This is a genomic window from Bacillus sp. FJAT-42376 (assembly GCF_003816055.1).
In the GTDB taxonomy this organism is placed as follows: domain Bacteria; phylum Bacillota; class Bacilli; order Bacillales; family Bacillaceae; genus Metabacillus_B.
The window spans coordinates 1295690-1313850 of sequence record NZ_CP033906.1; the positions used below are offsets into that span (position 1 = coordinate 1295690).

Genomic DNA, 18161 nt, shown 5'->3' on the forward strand with positions numbered 1-18161 from the left:
CTAATGGTAAAGGAGATGTTGTCATGAGTGAAGAATTGGATTTATCTAAATTTGAAAAAAAAATGATCATAAGGAATATAGAGCATAAAGATATTGATGAAATTATCAATATGCAGAAGAAATGTTTTCCGGGAATGGAGCCATGGAAAAGGGAACATCTTGAGAGCCATTTAGAGCATTTTCCGGAAGGACAGTTTTGTGCAGAGTTCGAAGGGCAGATTATCGGTTCCTGCTCCAGTCTGCTTGTAAACTTTGATGAATACGATGACCGCCATACGTGGGATGACATTACGGATAACGGATACATTACAAACCATAATCCCGACGGCTATAATCTCTACGGAATTGAAGTAATGGTGGACCCGGAATTCAGAAGAATGAGCATCGGCTACAGGCTTTATGAAGCGCGCAAGGAATTTGCCCGTCTTCAAAATTTAAAAAGCATCATCATTGGGGGCCGAATTCCTAATTTCCATAAACACGCAGGCGAAATGACTCCAAGAGAGTATGTGGAGGAAGTCATCCATCACCGTATTTATGATCCGGTTCTTTCCTTCCAGCTAATGAACGGGTTTACGCTGATGAGGATCAATCCGAGCTACCTGCCGGATGATAAAGCGTCCAATCAATATGCAACCCTGATGGAATGGAACAATGTAGACTATCAGCCGAATACGAAGCGTTATTATAAAACGTCCTTCCCGGTCAGGATTTGTGTGGTTCAGTACATGATGAAGCAAATCGAGTCTTTCGATGAATTCGCGAAGCAGTCCGAATATTATGTGGATGTTGCATCCGATGCAGACGCTGATTTCGCTGTTTTCCCTGAGCTTTTCACCACACAGCTCATGTCTTTTGGCCATGAAAAAACGCCAAGCCAGGCAATCAGACGGCTGACGGAGTTTACAGAAGATTATATATCCCTGTTTACAGACCTTGCTGTGAAGTACAACATCAATATCATCGGCGGATCCCATGTAGTGGAAGAGGATGACGGGGATATCTACAATATTGCCTACCTTTTCAGACGGGACGGGACAATCGAGAAGCAATACAAAATTCATATCACCCCAAACGAGCGCAAGTGGTGGGGCATCAGCGCAGGCGATCAGGTCAGGGTGTTCGATACGGACTGCGGGAAAATTGCCATCCAAATTTGCTATGATATCGAGTTCCCGGAATTGGCACGAATTGCGACAGATATGGGGGCAAAAATCATTTTCACTCCATTTTGTACAGAAGACCGCCAAGGCTATTTAAGGGTTCGGTACTGTGCGCAGGCGCGTGCGGTTGAAAATCAGGTATATACCGTTATTTCAGGTACGGTCGGCAACCTTCCCCAAACAGAAAATATGGATATTCAATACGCCCAATCCGCTATTTTCGCTCCATCCGATTTCGAATACGCAAGAGACGGGATTGTCGGGGAGTGCAACCCGAATATCGAGATGGTCGTAATCGGGGATGTCGATTTAGAAATTTTAAGAAGACAGCGCCAGTCCGGAACCGTCCGGCAGCTGAAGGACCGGCGGCGCGATTTGTATTCGCTCCAGTATAAGAACAGATCGTGATTCAATAACAGCCTGCTTTCCGCGGGCTGTTTTTTTGCTGTCCGACGTATCACAAATTTTATATATGTTAATATAGGTAAAAAAGAATACGATTCATGCTATTTTTACATACATACGAGAGTATACTTAGAAAAAGACAAGCTGGCAGGAGCGTGCGGATATGGGATTTGAAGGGCAGACGATATTGCCTGCATTGAGAAATATGAAGCAATTTGATCAGTTTTTACAGAGTCATTACGAATATGGAGTGCTGCTTGATACTCATTTAGGCCAGCTCAAGGGTATTGTGAAGGCATCTAATCAGGCAGGAAAGAAGCTTCTGATTCATGTCGATTTAATTCAGGGACTTAAGCACGATGAATACGCGGTTGAATTTATCTCCCAGGAAATCAAACCTGCCGGGCTTATCTCTACCCGGTCGAGTGTAATCGGAAAAGCGAAACAGCGCGGCCTCATAGCGATCCAGCGTTTATTCCTGCTTGATACAAGTGCATTGGCAAAGAGTCTTGAGCTTATTCAAAAAAACAGACCGGATTTCATTGAAGTACTTCCCGGAGTTGTCCCGAGCTTAATTGAGGGCATCCGTAAAGAAACGGATATTCCTATACTTGCAGGCGGGTTCGTAAAGACAGAGCAGGAAGTCCAGGCAGCTCTTCAGGCGGGTGCTACAGCTGTTACCAGTTCAGAAACCGCTCTTTGGAAGGAACTGCAGAAATAGCAGGCAACTCCGGCAACGTTCACTTATTAATTCTCAAACAATTATAGTGTTTCTTGATTGCAGCCAGCAGGAGCTTTTCTTTACTTGTGCAGGCGTTGAGCCTCTTCACGCTGCTCTCAGCTCGGAGTCTCGCGCCTTCAAAAGGGGGAAATCGACAACAGACCTTAACAGAGCCTTCTTAAAAAGTAATAAACATGGTGGAAGCTGCTCCTATCAACATTAGCCAACCATTGTATCGTTTCTTTTCCTTTTGGTGACAAAGATGATAAGTGCAGAACCACCTAAAGATAATACTAAAGCAATTCCCCCATAGAGGACGAGCGGGTTTATGGAGTTATTCTTTTCATTGATGACATTTGATGTGGTACCGCTGCCTCCAACAGAAACGTCACTGCCGTTTTTGTCTAGTATTGGATTAGCGTCTTTATATCGCTGAATAAAACGATCTTGAAATTGGTTAATTGTCATGTCCTTCGTAATCATTGTTTTCGCACTATCATTAAGGGCTTTGACAATTTTTAAATCGACCATGTACCAAGCATCAATAGGCATTTCATATATAATTTTTTTATTCTTATCAGGGGTAAACTTGGCTAACATCTCAGCAAAATCTTTTCCATAGCCAAAAGTCGACATAGTGAATTGTCCATCATCTTTTTTGAATGTTCCAATGACATTGACAGGGTTTCCATTTTGGTAGACGACTGATATCCATTCGTTTTTTTGAATCATACCAGATGCATCTTTATCCATCTCCCTGCTCTCTTTAAAGCTTCTGCTAAAAGCAAAAGTAGAGAATAGAGGTCCGAAGGTGATGTTTCCGTCTCCTGTCAGATTGTAATTAGAAGGTGTATCCCTATTAATAACCTGCTTTACATCATTTAAAAAATTCGTATCGGCGTATATTTTAGCTTCTGCCGGTACTTCACCAGTACCATTCTCAAAGTAATCCTCAGCCCTTGCTATGTTTCCATTTGTGGATAATAGAAATGCCAATAACCCGACCACAACGCTCCATCTTTTCAACGTAATAATCCCCCTTAAAACATTCTATTCTGTAACGTGAGTGTGTCTATGTGTAATACGCATATTACTACGGAATTGCGAAGTTAACTTGACGGCGGAGTCTGAAACTATTGGATTAAAACAATGCACTTTGTTTTCATTAGCTGTATCATAGCCTCGAATAACCTTCATATGTCCTTTTCCATGCGCGTCTTCTTGATCTCTAACCTGCATTCTAGCTAAATTATATTCAAGTTGGATACTCCCATAATATACCACTTGGAATATGCTGAAGACTATAACGAGTATCGATAATCATGGACATTTATTTCGTTAATAAAAGCGGAGGAATATATTTTCAAAATAAGACTCATGCAAAAGGATTTTATCCTCCTTTTTGATCATCAAAGAGAGGGAATAGAACCTATTTTCTATTAGAGGAGAAAAAACTTAACTGAGAAAAGATAAAGCGGATGCCTCCGTCTTGTGGGGGCTTCTGGGGAACCACTTGTCTTTGTTTGGAGCCAGATTCCTTTTTAATATTTACCTTTAATATTTAGGCTTTATTAAAAAGCATGATGTTGATTTTTAACATCAGTTGTTTGAAGTGGAAAGCGAGGGCCTGTAACGGAAATCAACAGCAAAGTTTAACAGAGCTAAATTTTAAAAGGTAAAATTAAAAATAGATACGATATTATAAGTTCATAAGTAAGATGCTTATTGATAGTTGTTTATTCTCAACTTAGATAACGTATAAATTAAATTATGGGTAATGAGGAGAAATGGTATGCGGGAGAAAAAGGTTCGAGGAATTAAACGTAAGTCTTATCATTTGATTGAACGAATTAAAGCAAATACTTTGGAGTTTCCAACAGAATTTTACAATGGTTATTGGCATATGCACCTACCCGTTGCTCAGGACTTTATAAGTTCCAACAAAACACCCAAAAAAATCAAACGATTATGCATTCAAACCCTATTGGATAGATCTGAACATCTAATTGGTTTGAAGCCAAATGACAAAGAAAAGTACCGTGTAGTAGTTACAGTTGATTTCCCAGATTTATGGGGTTCGCAAATAATTGTATTTAAAGGTGATTCCCATTTTAAAGATTTCTTTAATAGGAACGACGAATATCAACAATGGCTTTATCTGCCTGATGATAGAAACATTCAAGCTGAATGGGGATTGTCTGTTCCTAACAATTTGAAAATATCAGGTTTTAAAGAAATAATTACAGATGAAGATGGATATCACTATGAAGGTGAAATTTGGTTTATCGGGGAATTAAAATAAATTTAAAGAGACATCATAATTTGTATGTCCCTTTTCTTAATTAAAAAACAACATTTTTGGTTAACAGAGTTTTCTTAATAGGTACGGGAACCTTTTGATCATGCCTATAGGGCGAATGGCCGCAGCATCCTACTGCAGGCAAAAATTGAAGAAAACAGCAAAAAAATGAGAAAATAAGAGATTTGCCTGCATTTATCTGGAAATATTGCCGCTAAACAGTGTTTGTCAAAGTTTACAAATAAACAATCCGGGCAGTAGAATAGCTTCTATCGATATCGATGAATAAAAGCATTCTGGAAGACTTAACACAAAGGGAGCTTGTCTCGCTGGGTGTCCGGTAGGCCAATGAATACTTTTTCATTCAAAATGGGTGTTTCCATTGGATGAAAAGTAATCATTGGCCTTTTTATATGCATCAAATCTAAGCAGACCCCCGGCTCCCCGATCATTTTCAGCAAAGACAGAGTGCCTTACGAAAGAAGGGGATAACATGTTAACGGCAAGCTATGAGGAGCACTGTTCCTTAATCTGCGTACCAAGTATGAGGGAACTGGATTATTTCCAGGCATTTGCGGGAAACGCCCATTCCTCGATCCTGTATTTGACGAGTGATGAGGAAGTGAAGGTTTCTCTTGAGCGTCAGGGGGCAGACAAAGTTCTGCTGACAAGTCTGTATTCAGAGACCATTTTTTTTGAAGAGAATGTGACCCGCATCATTCTTCTGGAGCACAGTCTTTTATCGACGAGCTTGCTGCTAAGGTCACTGAAAAACAGCATCAACGCGCCTATTACTGTAGTAACCAGATTTAAAGCCTATCCGTCAGAGCTTTACCGCAGGCTGGGTGCACGGTATGTGATTTATTCCAATTCCAGCAAGATCGGATTTTTAGTACAATAGCCTCACGGAAAATCCGGTCTATATGCTTGACAACGCTTTCAAACAGTCTTAGTATAATGAGTAAGTTAATTTATGTGACGGAGACGGGGAGATCCACAACTGTACTTTACTTCTGTAAGGGGATAGTTGTGGATTTTTTTGATGTAATGATTTTTCAATCGCTGCTCTACTTTATGGAAGCGTTCTCCTCACAGGTTAACTATAGACTTGATCATGGGGGGATTATAATGACTGCTTTTTGGGGTGAATTAATTGGAACGATGATTTTAATTGTGTTTGGTGCAGGAGTTTGTGCCGGAGTCAATTTAAAAGGATCGTTCGCTCAAAATTCAGGATGGATTGTCATCACCATGGGATGGGGACTGGGCGTTGCCATGGCGGCCTATGCGGTCGGAGGCATCAGCGGAGCCCATTTGAATCCCGCCCTTACAATCGGCCTTGCACTCACAGGCGCTTTTTCCTGGAGCATGGTCCCTGCATATATACTGGCTCAAATGATAGGGGCATTCATAGGAGCGGCACTTATTTATTTTCATTACCTGCCGCACTGGAAGGCAACAGAAGATCCCGGTACGAAACTCGGCGTTTTTTCAACCGGACCGGCTATTCCGAATGTTTTTGCCAACTTCATCAGTGAAGCACTTGGGACATTTATATTAGTACTTGGTATCCTTTCAATAGGAGCAAATAAATTTACAGAAGGGTTAAATCCTCTGATTGTCGGTTTCCTCATTGTAGCCATTGGTTTATCATTGGGGGGGACAACGGGCTATGCCATCAATCCGGCCCGCGATCTCGGTCCGCGAATTGCCCATTTTGTTCTTCCGATTCCGGGAAAAGGACCATCGAACTGGCGTTACGCTTGGATACCGGTTGTCGGACCGATTGCAGGCGGAGCGTTTGGAGCTGTCTTTTACAACTACGCATTTAAGGGCATCATGAATTCATCATTCTGGATTGTAACCGCTATCCTGGCTGTATTGCTAATTGCGACTTACGCGATGACAAAGCGGGAAAGTAATACACTGAAACAAAAAGCCGCTTAATAAAACATGCTGCTGCAGTAAATGGATGGAATTTAGCTGCTGAATAAATTTGAGGAGGAAACATAGATGGAAAAATATATTTTATCACTGGATCAGGGTACAACGAGCTCAAGGGCTATTATCTTTAACAAAAAAGCAGAAATCGTTCATACCGCGCAAAAAGAATTCACACAGCATTTTCCGAAGCCGGGCTGGGTAGAGCACAATGCCAATGAAATTTGGGGAACCGTTCTTGCCGTCATTGCCTCTGCGCTATCAGAATCCAATATTACAGCCGAACAGATAGCCGGAATCGGTATTACGAACCAGCGTGAAACTACGGTGGTCTGGGATAAAAACACAGGGCAGCCTGTCTACAACGCGATAGTCTGGCAATCCCGCCAGACGGTGCCGATTTGCGAAGAGCTGAAAGCGGAGGATCTGAATGATAAATTCAGGGACAAAACCGGGCTTTTGATCGACGCGTATTTTTCAGGAACGAAAGTAAAATGGATTTTGGATAATGTAGAAGGAGCAAGGGAGAAAGCGGAAAAAGGCGATCTTCTATTCGGAACCATTGATACGTGGCTCATCTGGAAACTGTCGGGAGGCCAGGCGCATGTTACCGACTATTCCAACGCTTCCAGAACCCTTATGTACAACATTTATGATCTGAAATGGGACGAAGAGCTGCTTGAAATTCTCGGAGTTCCAAAATCCATGCTTCCTGAAGTCCGTCCATCCTCTGAAGTGTATGGAGAAACCATTGACTATCACTTCTTCGGCCATAAAATTCCGATTGCCGGAGCAGCGGGTGACCAGCAGGCTGCATTGTTCGGCCAGGCTTGCTTTGAAAAAGGGATGGCGAAAAATACGTACGGAACAGGATGCTTTATGCTCATGAATACGGGCGAAGAAGCGATAAAATCTGAACATGGCCTGCTTACAACTCTTGCTTGGGGGGTAAATGGAAAAGTAGAATACGCTCTCGAAGGAAGTATCTTTGTAGCGGGATCTGCTATCCAATGGCTGCGGGACGGATTGCGCATGTTCAAAGATGCGAGAGACAGCGAATCTTATGCAACACGCGTTGAATCAACGGACGGTGTTTACGTGGTTCCTGCATTTGTAGGACTGGGCACACCATATTGGGACAGTGATGTAAGAGGGGCTGTTTTCGGGCTTACACGCGGAACATCGAAAGAACATTTTGTCCGCGCGACACTCGAATCCCTTGCGTACCAGTCCCGCGACGTTCTTGACGCGATGGAAGCGGATTCCGGTATTTCCCTTAAAACACTGAGGGTGGATGGCGGTGCCGTTAAAAATGACTTCCTCATGGAATTCCAGAGCAATATTCTCGGTGTGCCGGTTGAACGTCCGGAAATCAACGAGACAACGGCTCTCGGTTCCGCGTATCTTGCGGGCCTTGCTGTCGGCTTCTGGGAGAACCAATCCGAGATTTCCGACAAATGGGCGATCGACCGCACATTTGAACCGGATATGGAAGAGAAAGATAGGGAAGAATTATACGAGGGCTGGAAAAAAGCAGTGAACGCTGCCAGGGCTTTCAAATAATTCAAACCTGTGCTATAATGAAATCAAGTTAATGACAGTACGGTTGGAGATAAGGAGAGACCGCAGCGCTAAAACAGTGGAGACATTGTTTTGGTTCGTTGCGGTCTCTTTTTTTGCGCCTTACGCTCCTTCCAAAAAATAGGGAGGCTAACATAATGAGTTTTTCCAGTTTAGATAGAGAACAGCAGCTTCAGAAGATGGCAACGGAAGAATATGATTTGTTTGTAATCGGCGGAGGCATTACAGGGGCCGGCATTGCACTTGATGCCGCATCCAGAGGAATGAAGATCGGTCTTGCGGAAATGCAGGATTTTGCAGCCGGAACATCCAGCCGCTCCACAAAGCTTGTCCACGGCGGACTGCGCTACTTAAAGCAATTCGAAGTAAAAATGGTAGCGGAAGTAGGAAAAGAACGCGCGATTGTCTATGAAAACGGCCCTCACGTTACAACACCGGAATGGATGCTTTTGCCGATGCATAAAGGCGGCACGTTCGGAAAATTCTCCACCGGCATCGGACTTCGCGTCTATGATTTCCTGGCAGGCGTGAAGAAGAGCGAATGGCGGACGATGCTGACAGCGGATGAAGTGCTGGAAAGAGAACCGCTCGTCAAAAAGAAAGACCTCCTCGGAGGCGGACGCTATGTTGAATACAAAACCGACGATGCCCGGCTGACCATTGAAGTGATGAAAGAAGCGGTCCGTTTCGGAGCAGAGCCGGTTAACTACGCAAAGGTCGATGGACTTCTTTATGAAAAAGGCAAAGTGATCGGCGTGAAGATTCTGGACGTGCTGACCGGCAAAACCTATGAAATCCACGCGAAGAAAATTGTCAATGCAACCGGCCCGTGGGTCGACGGTCTAAGAGAGAAAGACCACTCGAAGGAAGGCAAACACCTGCAGCTGACTAAAGGAATTCATCTTGTATTTGACCAGTCCCGCTTCCCGCTGAAGCAGGCGGTATACTTTGATACACCGGACGGACGGATGGTATTTGCGATTCCGCGTGAAGGCAAGACTTACGTAGGAACAACGGATACAGTTTACAAAAGCGATATTGCCAAACCAAGAATGACAGAAGCGGACCGCAAATATGTGGTCGATTCCATCAACTATATGTTCCCAAGCCTTGAAATCAAGCCAGAAGATGCCGAATCGAGCTGGGCAGGTCTGCGTCCGCTTATCCATAAGGAAGGAAAGGATCCGTCTGAAATCTCAAGAAAAGATGAAATCTGGACATCCAACTCCGGTCTGATTACCATCGCAGGAGGAAAGCTGACCGGCTACCGGAAAATGGCCGAGCATATCGTGAACCTTGTAGCAGAACGGTTAAAAGACGAAACAGGAAAAGACTTCGGCAAATGCAAAACAAAAAACATGCCGATTTCAGGCGGACATGTCGGAGGAGCATCCAGCTTCCAGCAGTTCAAAAAGGTGAAAACAGAAGCCGGCCAAAAGCATGGACTAACAGAACAGGAAGCAGAACGCCTTGCCCAGCGATACGGCTCCAATGTGGATCAAGTATTTGAAATTCTGGACGGCGTAAAGGAAGAAGCGGCCCGCCTGCAGGTTCCTGCATACGTTCTTGCCGCTGCAGAATACGCGATTACGGAAGAACTGGCTGCTACACCGGCTGACTTCTTCGTCCGCCGCACAGGCGCTGTCTACTTTAACATTGACTGGGTTCGGAGCTACAAAGAACCTGTCATAGATTACATGGCCAGCCGCCTCAGCTGGACGGATGAACAGAAACGAATCTATACCGAGCAATTGAACGAGCAAATCGATTTTGCGGTCGTGCCGCTCGCTGAATAATTTTGACTGCCCCGATGACCCGGGGCGGTTTTTTTTTGTGTATATAAGGGTATGGTATGGGGTTGAACCGGTTTACGGGCACCATCCGGAAGACTGAGGTCCAAACAAAGCTGTGTTCGGGAAAGATTTAGTCCGAATTGATGTCGCCTAAGGGCGATTCGACACAGCCTGACAAAGTTCGGCCCGGAGGACACGGACCATGGCCCCACACCAGGCAAAACCCGCCCCCATCCCTGCTTTTATGATAAAATAATCAAGAACATGCGGCTCTTTTTCGTGCGAAACAGCAGGAGAGCGCGGCATGGATGGAGAAACCGTATAGAAGGATAAAACTTAGCACTTCAGGAGGTAAACGATGAACTGGACACAAAGCTATGAGCGCTGGAAAAACCAAACCAATCTTGACCCTGAACTATTGGATCTGCTTGTCAGTTTCAAAGATGATGAAAAACAGCTGGAGGATTGCTTCTACAAGGATCTGGAGTTTGGTACAGGCGGTATGCGCGGAGAAATCGGACCGGGCACAAACCGAATGAACATTTATACAGTTCGAAAAGCTTCCGAAGGCTTGGCAAAATACATAGAATCTTTCGGTGAGGAAGCGAAAAAGAGAGGCGTGGCAATCGCATACGATTCCCGTCATAAATCTCCTGAGTTTGCGATGGAAGCAGCGAAAACGCTTGCGACACATGGCATTCAAACATACGTATTTGATGAGCTTCGCCCGACCCCTGAGCTTAGCTTCGCGGTTCGCGAGCTGAATGCTTTTTCAGGAATCGTTTTAACGGCAAGCCACAACCCGCCTGAATACAACGGCTACAAAGTATACGGCGAAGACGGCGGCCAGCTTCCGCCTGCTGCGGCAGACGAAGTAATCGCAAAAGTTAATGAGCTTGAGGACGAGCTGTCCATAGAAGTGAAGGATGAATCAAGTCTGAAAGAAGCAGGCCTTATTAAAATCATCGGGGAAGAAATCGATGTAAAATATACAGAGAAATTGACCTCCATTTCGGTGAACCCGGACCTGTCCAAGGAAGTTGACGTGAAGGTTGTATTCACACCGCTTCACGGAACAGCAAACAAACCGGTAAGACGGGGCTTGGCGGCATTAGGCTACGAGAACGTTACAATTGTAAAAGAGCAGGAGCTTCCTGACCCTGATTTTTCAACCGTGAAATCTCCCAATCCTGAAGAGCATGCCGCGTTTGAACTGGCCATTCGGGATGGCGAAGCAGCCGGGGCAGATATCCTCATTGCAACCGATCCGGATGCAGACCGTCTAGGAATTGCAGTGAAAAACGAAGAAGACGAATATGTGGTTCTCACAGGGAACCAAACAGGCGCAATCCTTCTTCACTACTTGCTGTCTGAGAAAAAAGCAAAGGGCATCCTTCCGGAAAACGGCATTGTCCTGAAGACCATCGTGACGTCTGAAATCGGACGGGAAGTGGCTTCTTCTTTCGGACTGGAAACATTGGATACCCTCACCGGCTTCAAATTCATCGGGGAAAAAATCCGCGAATACGAAGAGTCTGGAGAGTATACCTTCCAATTCGGATATGAAGAAAGCTACGGCTATTTAATCGGCGATTTTGCCCGTGATAAAGATGCGATTCAGGCCGCCTTGCTCGCAGTGGAAGTATGTGCCTTCTATAAAAAGAAAGGCATGACCCTTTATCAGGGATTGCTTGAAATTTTCGCGCAGTACGGCTACTTCAAAGAAGGATTAAAATCATTGACGCTGAAAGGCAAAGAAGGCGCTGAGCAAATCCAGGACATCCTTGCTGCCTTCCGTTCCAACCCGCCAGCTGAAATCGCCGGCAAAAAAGTAACCATTATCGAGGATTACAAAACCAGCGAAAGACAGCGGAACGATTCCGGCGAAAAAGAACAAATCGATCTTCCAAAATCCAATGTGCTGAAATATTTCCTCGAAGACGGCACGTGGTTCTGCCTGCGTCCATCCGGAACAGAACCAAAAATCAAATTCTACTTCGCCGTTAAAGGCACGTCCCTCGAAGACGCCGAACAGCGCCTTGCGCACGTAGAACAATCCGTTATGGAAACGGTAGAAGAGATCATTGGAAACAAGGCAGGAAAATAATCGGGTATACAAAAACGCTTGGATCTGATCCAAGCGTTTTTTTTGTGGGGTGATCGTTCTGTTGTTGTGGCTTGCTGTGGCGGGGAGGCAGTCAGGATTCACTCCAGTAATGCCGTGGCGGGGGTCAGTCCCCACATTCATCACCGCAGCAGGGGACAGAGACTAAGTCCGATGAGCCCTTATGCAGCAAGGGATTGGGAGATAGGTGCCGGAGCTTTCGTACGGTAAAATGTAAGGGGACTGGCACGGTGCCAGTCCCCACATTCATCACCGCAGCGGGGGACAGAGGCAAAGTCCGATGATCCCTTGTGCAGCAAGGGTTTGCAGGAGAGGTACCAGAGCTTTAGTACGGTGAAATAGCAGGGGACAGGCACCGCCAGCTGAAAAAAGCGAGCCGCCACCCGCCACCCGCCCAAAACGAGCCATCAGCCGCACCCACTCCAAAGTCCACCGTCCCATTCCGCCCCAACCGCGTTTTTATTCCCCTTGAGAAGAACAGGCAGACGCAGACTCCATGAGCCGCTCCAAATCCTGATCCATGATAAACATTTCGATGCGTTCGCCGGTTTTTGTGCTGATATCGCTATGGCTGGACAGAACTTTGCAGCCGGTCAGTCCTTCAATGATTTCTTCGTATTTTTCGCTGTACATTTCCCTCAGCAGCTGTCTCATGTGCTTGACGAGTTTTCGGCCGTCATCCCGTTCGACCAGGTGCTTCTCTTCAACCGTCATGACTCCTTTGAATCGGGTAATGACCATGTCCCTCATGATATACGTTTTGGCTTCTTGAGGACCTCTGCCGATCAGCTCGCGCTGAAATTTGATTAATGCTTCGCTTACGTCTGCTTCCAGTTTCTTTTTCGTTGTATAAGGCAAACCCATGTCCTCCATAACCCGTTTGATTTCCAGCTAATCTTAATCAGGAGGAAAAAGTTTGTCAACAGGAGAAAAATGGAGAAATAATGTGAAAAGTTTATCCTGGGTTGCGATATTAATGAATAAAGGCAAAATATAAGGAAATATGAATGGATATGATGATTAACCAGGTATTTACTTTGCTGTTCAGCAGGATTAAAATAAATCTCGTAAGAAACAATTAAAGACGGCTTAGTCCCTGTCACACAGGGAACGGAGGAACCAATTTTTTGGGGTTAATTCTGCAGCAGCAGAAAGGATGAGAAACTCTTTCGCCATCCTACCCGTCAGCTAACTTCGTCGGCTAAAGCGAAGGAGGTCCATGACCGCCTTAAGTAAGGTGTTTTTTTATGGAGTTTTTTAATAAACTCTGCAAAAAAAACCTTCATTCCGCTGGTCTTTTTATTTTGCTTACAAACTGAACATGTGAATGGATAAGTGAAAAAGTCTGGGAGACTGGACGTAAAGGAAGCTTCTGGCTTGCTGGACGTAACGTAGACCAATGAGTGCTTTTTCTCCGAATCAACAAATCTTTGCTTGGCCCTGCCCATCAGGTGCCGGAGCTTTCTTAAGATTTGCCCGGGGAAGGAGTAAGCATTGGTCTATTTTTTGTTTTCGGGACTGCTCCATCCCCTGGAGGGAGCACTCAGGAGAACAATCGGCGGAGGCAGCCGCCTTCCTGCTTATCATTCATTGAACTCAATTTGGGAGGTCGCGTATGGACATTGCAGCGATAGGGATCGCCGTTATATGCTTCGGTCTGTTTTACGGATTTATCGTATTTTGTGAAAAAGTCATAAAAGAATAGGAGTGGCGGAATGATCTTTTTACTGATTCTCGTACTTGGTTTGTCAGCCTACTTAATTGATGCCCTTATTCATCCTGAAAAATATTAATTCGAATGCCGGAGGAGAAAATCATGGATTTTGTTCAAATAGGAGTTGTCCTGCTGCTTGTCGTGCTGCTGGCTATTCCGATGGGGAAATATATTGCACGCGCCTTTTCGCTGGAAGAGACGAAGCTGGACCGGGTGTTCGGCTTTGAGAAAATCATCTATAAGTTATCAGGAATAAAGCTTTCATCGATGACCTGGAAGCAATATGCGCTAGCCGCTTTGCTTTCCAACATCGCGATGTTTGCCATCACCTATCTCGTTGTCAGACTGCAGCATGTTCTGCCGGGAAACCCGAGCGGAATTGCCGCAATGGACCCGTTTTTATCCTTTAATACGATTTCGAGCTTCTTAACGAATACGAACCTTCAGCATTACAGCGGCGAGTCGGGATTATCCTATCTGTCCCAGATGATGGTCATCATGTATTTAATGTTTACGACGCCTGCAACCGGGCTTGCCATCTGTATTGCCTTTTTTAGAGGCCTGACCGGGCAAAAGAGCATGGGGAACTTTTATGTGGACCTCGTGCGTGCCCATACCCGGATCCTTATTCCGCTTTCCATCGTGGTGGGTCTTGTTTTAGTCAGCCAGGGTGTTCCGCAGACATTTAGCGGTACAGTAAACGCTGAAACCCTTGAAGGAGCACAGCAGCAAATTGCCCGCGGGCCGGTTGCGGCACTTGAATCCATTAAGCACTTGGGTACTAACGGCGGAGGATTTTTCGGAGTCAACTCGGCCCATCCTTTTGAAAATCCTAATCCATTTACAAACGTATTGGAAATTCTTTCAATGTTCCTGATTCCCGCATCGCTGCCGTTTGCTTTTGGGCACATGGCGAAAAGCCGCAAGCAGGGGTGGATCCTGTTTGGCTCCATGGGCATCATTTTCCTTGCCTTCCTGGCTACTGCCTATTTTGCTGAAAGCAACGGAAACCCGGCGCTTGCAAACATCGGACTTTCCCAGGAAAACGGAAGTATGGAGGGGAAAGAGGTCCGGTTTGGAATTGCCCAAAGTGCCTTGTTTACAACGGTCACAACGGCGGCTACAACAGGAACCGTCAACAATATGCATGATACGCTGACGCCGCTTGGCGGAATGGTTCCGCTCGGATTGATGATGCTGAACAACATCTTCGGCGGTGACGGTGTCGGTACGATCAATATTCTGATGTATGCGATTCTCGGTGTTTTCCTCGCTGGCCTGATGGTCGGAAGAACGCCGGAATTCCTTGGAAGAAAAATTGAAGCAAAAGAAATGAAGCTGATCGCGATTACGATTCTTGTTCATCCGCTGATCATTCTTGTTCCTTCGGCCATCGCGCTGGCTACTGAAATGGGCTCATCCGCGATTTCCAACTCCGGTTTCCACGGCATTTCACAGGTTGTGTATGAATTCACTTCATCTGCTGCGAACAATGGATCCGGATTTGAGGGCCTTGGCGATAATACACCGTTCTGGAATATCTCCACAGGGATTGTGATGCTGCTTGGACGCTACTTATCCATTATCGCTATGCTTGCTGCGGCCGGGTCGCTTCTCAGCAAAAAGCCGGTGCCTGAAACACTTGGAACATTTAAAACCGATAATTTGACGTTTATGACGATTCTGGTATTCACCGTTATTGTGGTTGGAGCCCTTACATTCTTCCCTGTGCTCGCACTGGGACCGATTGCAGAATGGCTGACGATTGCGAACTAATACAAAGAGAAGAGAAGGAGCAAGATCATGAATACGAAGCGGAAAGCGACGATGACAAATGATATTGTCAAACAGGCTTCAATTGATGCCTTTAAAAAATTAAATCCCATGACGATGGCGAAAAACCCAGTTATGTTCGTAGTGGAAATCGGGTTTATAGTCACCCTTATCCTCACTTTGGCTCCAAGCCTGTTCGGTCCTGGGGAAGGTGCCGGGTATAACGGGATTGTCAGCATCATCCTGTTTATCACCATCCTTTTTGCTAACTTTGCTGAAGCATTAGCGGAAGGCCGGGGAAAGGCGCAGGCCGATTCCCTGAAAAAAACGAAGCAGGATACGAAAGCAAAGCTTCTTCAGAAGGATGGTTCCTATAAGGTTGTCAGCTCGACGGATTTACGGAAAGGCGACCTTGTCCTGGTGGAAGCGAATGAACTGATTCCAAGTGACGGAGAAATCATAGAAGGGGTTTCAGCGATTGATGAATCCGCCATTACCGGTGAGTCAGCGCCTGTCATTAAAGAGTCGGGCGGTGATTTCAGCTCGGTGACGGGCGGAACAAAGGTTATCAGTGATGCGATTAAGATCAGAATTACGACGGATCCCGGGGAATCCTTCCTTGACCGGATGATTGGCCTGGTCGAAGGGGCGAAACGCCAAAAAACACCGAATGAAATTGCGCTGAATACCTTACTTGTCAGCTTAACCCTGATTTTCCTGATTGTTTGCGCGACACTGCTTCCCATCTCGTCTTATGTGGACGCTGCAGTTCCAATCGCGACGCTTGTCGCTTTGCTAGTCTGTCTCATTCCAACGACGATCGGCGGCTTGCTTTCCGCGATCGGGATTGCCGGAATGGACCGTGTCACACAGTTTAATGTCATTGCAATGTCAGGGAAAGCCGTTGAGGCTGCAGGGGACATCAACACCATTATCCTCGATAAAACCGGAACGATTACACACGGAAACCGGATGGCTGCTGACTTTGTAGCCGTTGGGGGGACAAGTAAAACCGAACTGAACAGAGTCGCGATGGAAACCTCTCTTTTCGATGAAACACCGGAAGGCCGCTCCGTGATCGAGCTTGCGAGAAAGCAGGGAGCGGCGGAAGAGAAACGCGATGGCGCTGAAGGGGTCGAGTTTAAAGCGGAAACCCGGATGAGCGGAACGGATTTTGCCGGCGGCCGAAGGGTGAGAAAAGGGGCCGTTGATGCGATTAAGGAATATGTAAAGGAACAGGGCGGAACGATTCCTTCCGATCTTGATGATCAGACGACGATGATTGCAACAGAGGGCGGCACTCCGCTTGCCGTGGCAGACGGAAATCGTATCCTCGGCTTAATTTATTTGAAAGATACCGTGAAACCAGGGATGAGAGAACGCTTTGATGAGCTCCGCAGAATGGGGATAAAAACGGTTATGTGTACAGGGGATAACCCGCTGACAGCCGCGACCATTGCCCGCGAAGCAGGAGTAGATGACTTCATTGCCGAAGCAAAGCCTGAGGATAAAATTGCGGTCATCAAAAAAGAACAAGCGGAAGGAAAACTGGTCGCCATGACCGGGGATGGAACGAATGACGCGCCAGCCCTTGCTCAGGCAGACGTTGGTCTTGCGATGAACAGCGGAACCATTGCTGCAAAGGAAGCAGCCAATATGGTGGACCTAGACTCGGATCCTACGAAAATCATTGAAGTGGTGGCAATCGGCAAACAGCTGCTCATGACCCGTGGAGCACTGACCACTTTCAGTATTGCCAATGACATAGCGAAATATTTTGCTATTATCCCTGCGATGTTTATGCTTGCGATTCCAGAGATGCAGGCGCTGAACATCATGCAGCTTGATTCGCCGCAAAGCGCCATTTTATCAGCTCTGATTTTTAACGCGATTATTATACCGATGCTGATTCCGCTTGCGATGAAAGGCGTTAAATACATTCCGATGAGCGCAACGAAGCTATTGAACCGCAACCTCTTTATTTATGGATTTGGCGGTGTCGTCGCTCCGTTTGTTGGAATTAAACTCATTGATATGATTCTATCTGTATTTTAAATCGAGAGAAAAGGTGAAAATTATGCTTAAAAATTTACGAATTGCCCTAGTGCTTCTTGTCATCTGCGGAATCGTCTATCCCCTTCTTATGACAGGCATTGCACAAGCGGTCATGCCCGCAAAAGCGGATGGAAGTCTGATTGAAAAAGACGGAAAGGTGATCGGCTCTGAGCTGATCGGCCAGACATTTAAAGATCCTTCCTACTTTACCGGGCGTATTTCTTCTATTGAAAACAATGCAGCAGGTTCCGGATCCGGAAACTACGCACCATCCAATGAGGAGATGATTGAGCGGACGAAAAAAGATATCGCAGCGTTCCTGAAGGCGAATCCGGATGTGAAGAAAAGCGACATTCCGGCGGACCTGCTGACCAACTCCGGCTCCGGTCTGGACCCGCACATCTCACCGATGGCTGCAGAAATTCAGATTCCGAGAATCTCCAAGCTTCGCAATCTCGATGAAAACGAGCTGAAGGAAATGGTGAAAAAACATACAGAAGGCCGTCAGTTTGGATTGTTCGGAGAGCCGAGAGTCAATGTTCTGGAACTGAACATGGAACTTAGCAAGGAAAAGTAATGAATAAGGGGGGC

Annotated in this window: 14 protein-coding genes and 1 riboswitch; of the genes, 12 read left to right on the top strand and 2 right to left on the bottom strand. The window is 45.8% G+C overall.

Annotated features, from left to right (window positions below; translation table 11 throughout):
- The first annotated feature begins 23 nt into the window (after positions 1-23).
- Both CEF21_RS06610 and CEF21_RS06615 read left to right on the top strand, forming a co-directional pair.
- Complete coding sequence (locus tag CEF21_RS06610) at positions 24-1571, top strand: bifunctional GNAT family N-acetyltransferase/carbon-nitrogen hydrolase family protein (protein ID WP_123914374.1); 1548 nt, start codon at positions 24-26, stop codon at positions 1569-1571.
- A gap of 160 nt (positions 1572-1731) precedes the next feature.
- Positions 1732-2289: a glycerol-3-phosphate responsive antiterminator gene (locus CEF21_RS06615; RefSeq protein ID WP_123914376.1), complete on the top strand. Its 558-nt coding sequence runs from the start codon at positions 1732-1734 to the stop codon at positions 2287-2289.
- A 219-nt stretch (positions 2290-2508) separates the two neighbouring features.
- Here the strand turns inward: CEF21_RS06615 and CEF21_RS06620 are convergent, their stop codons facing one another.
- A complete protein-coding gene (locus tag CEF21_RS06620; protein WP_123914378.1) occupies positions 2509-3315 on the bottom strand; it encodes a hypothetical protein in 807 nt (268 codons plus the stop codon).
- A gap of 766 nt (positions 3316-4081) precedes the next feature.
- Between CEF21_RS06620 and CEF21_RS06625 the strand changes: the two genes are divergently transcribed.
- From CEF21_RS06625 to CEF21_RS06650, 6 genes are all read left to right on the top strand, one after another.
- On the top strand, positions 4082-4591 hold the full coding sequence (locus CEF21_RS06625) for a DUF3916 domain-containing protein (RefSeq protein WP_123914380.1): 510 nt from the start codon (positions 4082-4084) through the stop codon (positions 4589-4591).
- Between the two features lie 490 nt (positions 4592-5081).
- Positions 5082-5489, top strand: coding sequence for a hypothetical protein (locus CEF21_RS21540; protein ID WP_241156776.1), 408 nt, complete (start codon positions 5082-5084; stop codon positions 5487-5489).
- 227 nt (positions 5490-5716) lie between these two features.
- Positions 5717-6535: an MIP/aquaporin family protein gene (locus tag CEF21_RS06635; RefSeq protein WP_123920015.1), complete on the top strand. Its 819-nt coding sequence runs from the start codon at positions 5717-5719 to the stop codon at positions 6533-6535.
- A 66-nt stretch (positions 6536-6601) separates the two neighbouring features.
- A complete protein-coding gene (gene glpK / locus CEF21_RS06640) occupies positions 6602-8092 on the top strand; it encodes a glycerol kinase GlpK (protein WP_123914382.1) in 1491 nt (496 codons plus the stop codon).
- 155 nt (positions 8093-8247) lie between these two features.
- Positions 8248-9906, top strand: a complete 1659-nt coding sequence (locus tag CEF21_RS06645) for a glycerol-3-phosphate dehydrogenase/oxidase (RefSeq protein WP_123914384.1) — start codon at positions 8248-8250, stop codon at positions 9904-9906.
- Positions 9907-10261: 355 nt separating this feature from the next.
- The gene (locus CEF21_RS06650) at positions 10262-12010 is read left to right on the top strand and encodes a phospho-sugar mutase (protein WP_123914386.1); all 1749 of its coding nucleotides are present in this window, start codon (positions 10262-10264) and stop codon (positions 12008-12010) included.
- Between the two features lie 477 nt (positions 12011-12487).
- Here the strand turns inward: CEF21_RS06650 and CEF21_RS06655 are convergent, their stop codons facing one another.
- On the bottom strand, positions 12488-12892 hold the full coding sequence (locus CEF21_RS06655; protein WP_481747637.1) for a Na-translocating system protein MpsC family protein: 405 nt from the start codon (positions 12890-12892) through the stop codon (positions 12488-12490).
- Positions 12893-13104: 212 nt separating this feature from the next.
- Positions 13105-13246, top strand: a riboswitch (cyclic di-AMP (ydaO/yuaA leader).
- A 497-nt stretch (positions 13247-13743) separates the two neighbouring features.
- Here CEF21_RS06655 and CEF21_RS21875 point away from each other — a divergent pair.
- The 4 genes from CEF21_RS21875 to kdpC are packed head-to-tail and all read left to right on the top strand — an operon-like array spanning position 13744 to position 18147.
- Positions 13744-13821, top strand: coding sequence for a potassium-transporting ATPase subunit F (locus CEF21_RS21875; RefSeq protein ID WP_123920017.1), 78 nt, complete (start codon positions 13744-13746; stop codon positions 13819-13821).
- A gap of 23 nt (positions 13822-13844) precedes the next feature.
- On the top strand, positions 13845-15518 hold the full coding sequence (gene kdpA, locus CEF21_RS06665) for a potassium-transporting ATPase subunit KdpA (protein ID WP_123914390.1): 1674 nt from the start codon (positions 13845-13847) through the stop codon (positions 15516-15518).
- A 27-nt stretch (positions 15519-15545) separates the two neighbouring features.
- The gene (gene kdpB, locus CEF21_RS06670; RefSeq protein ID WP_123914392.1) at positions 15546-17570 is read left to right on the top strand and encodes a potassium-transporting ATPase subunit KdpB; all 2025 of its coding nucleotides are present in this window, start codon (positions 15546-15548) and stop codon (positions 17568-17570) included.
- Positions 17571-17592: 22 nt separating this feature from the next.
- Positions 17593-18147, top strand: coding sequence for a potassium-transporting ATPase subunit KdpC (gene kdpC, locus CEF21_RS06675; RefSeq protein ID WP_206427799.1), 555 nt, complete (start codon positions 17593-17595; stop codon positions 18145-18147).
- Positions 18148-18161: the final 14 nt, after the last annotated feature.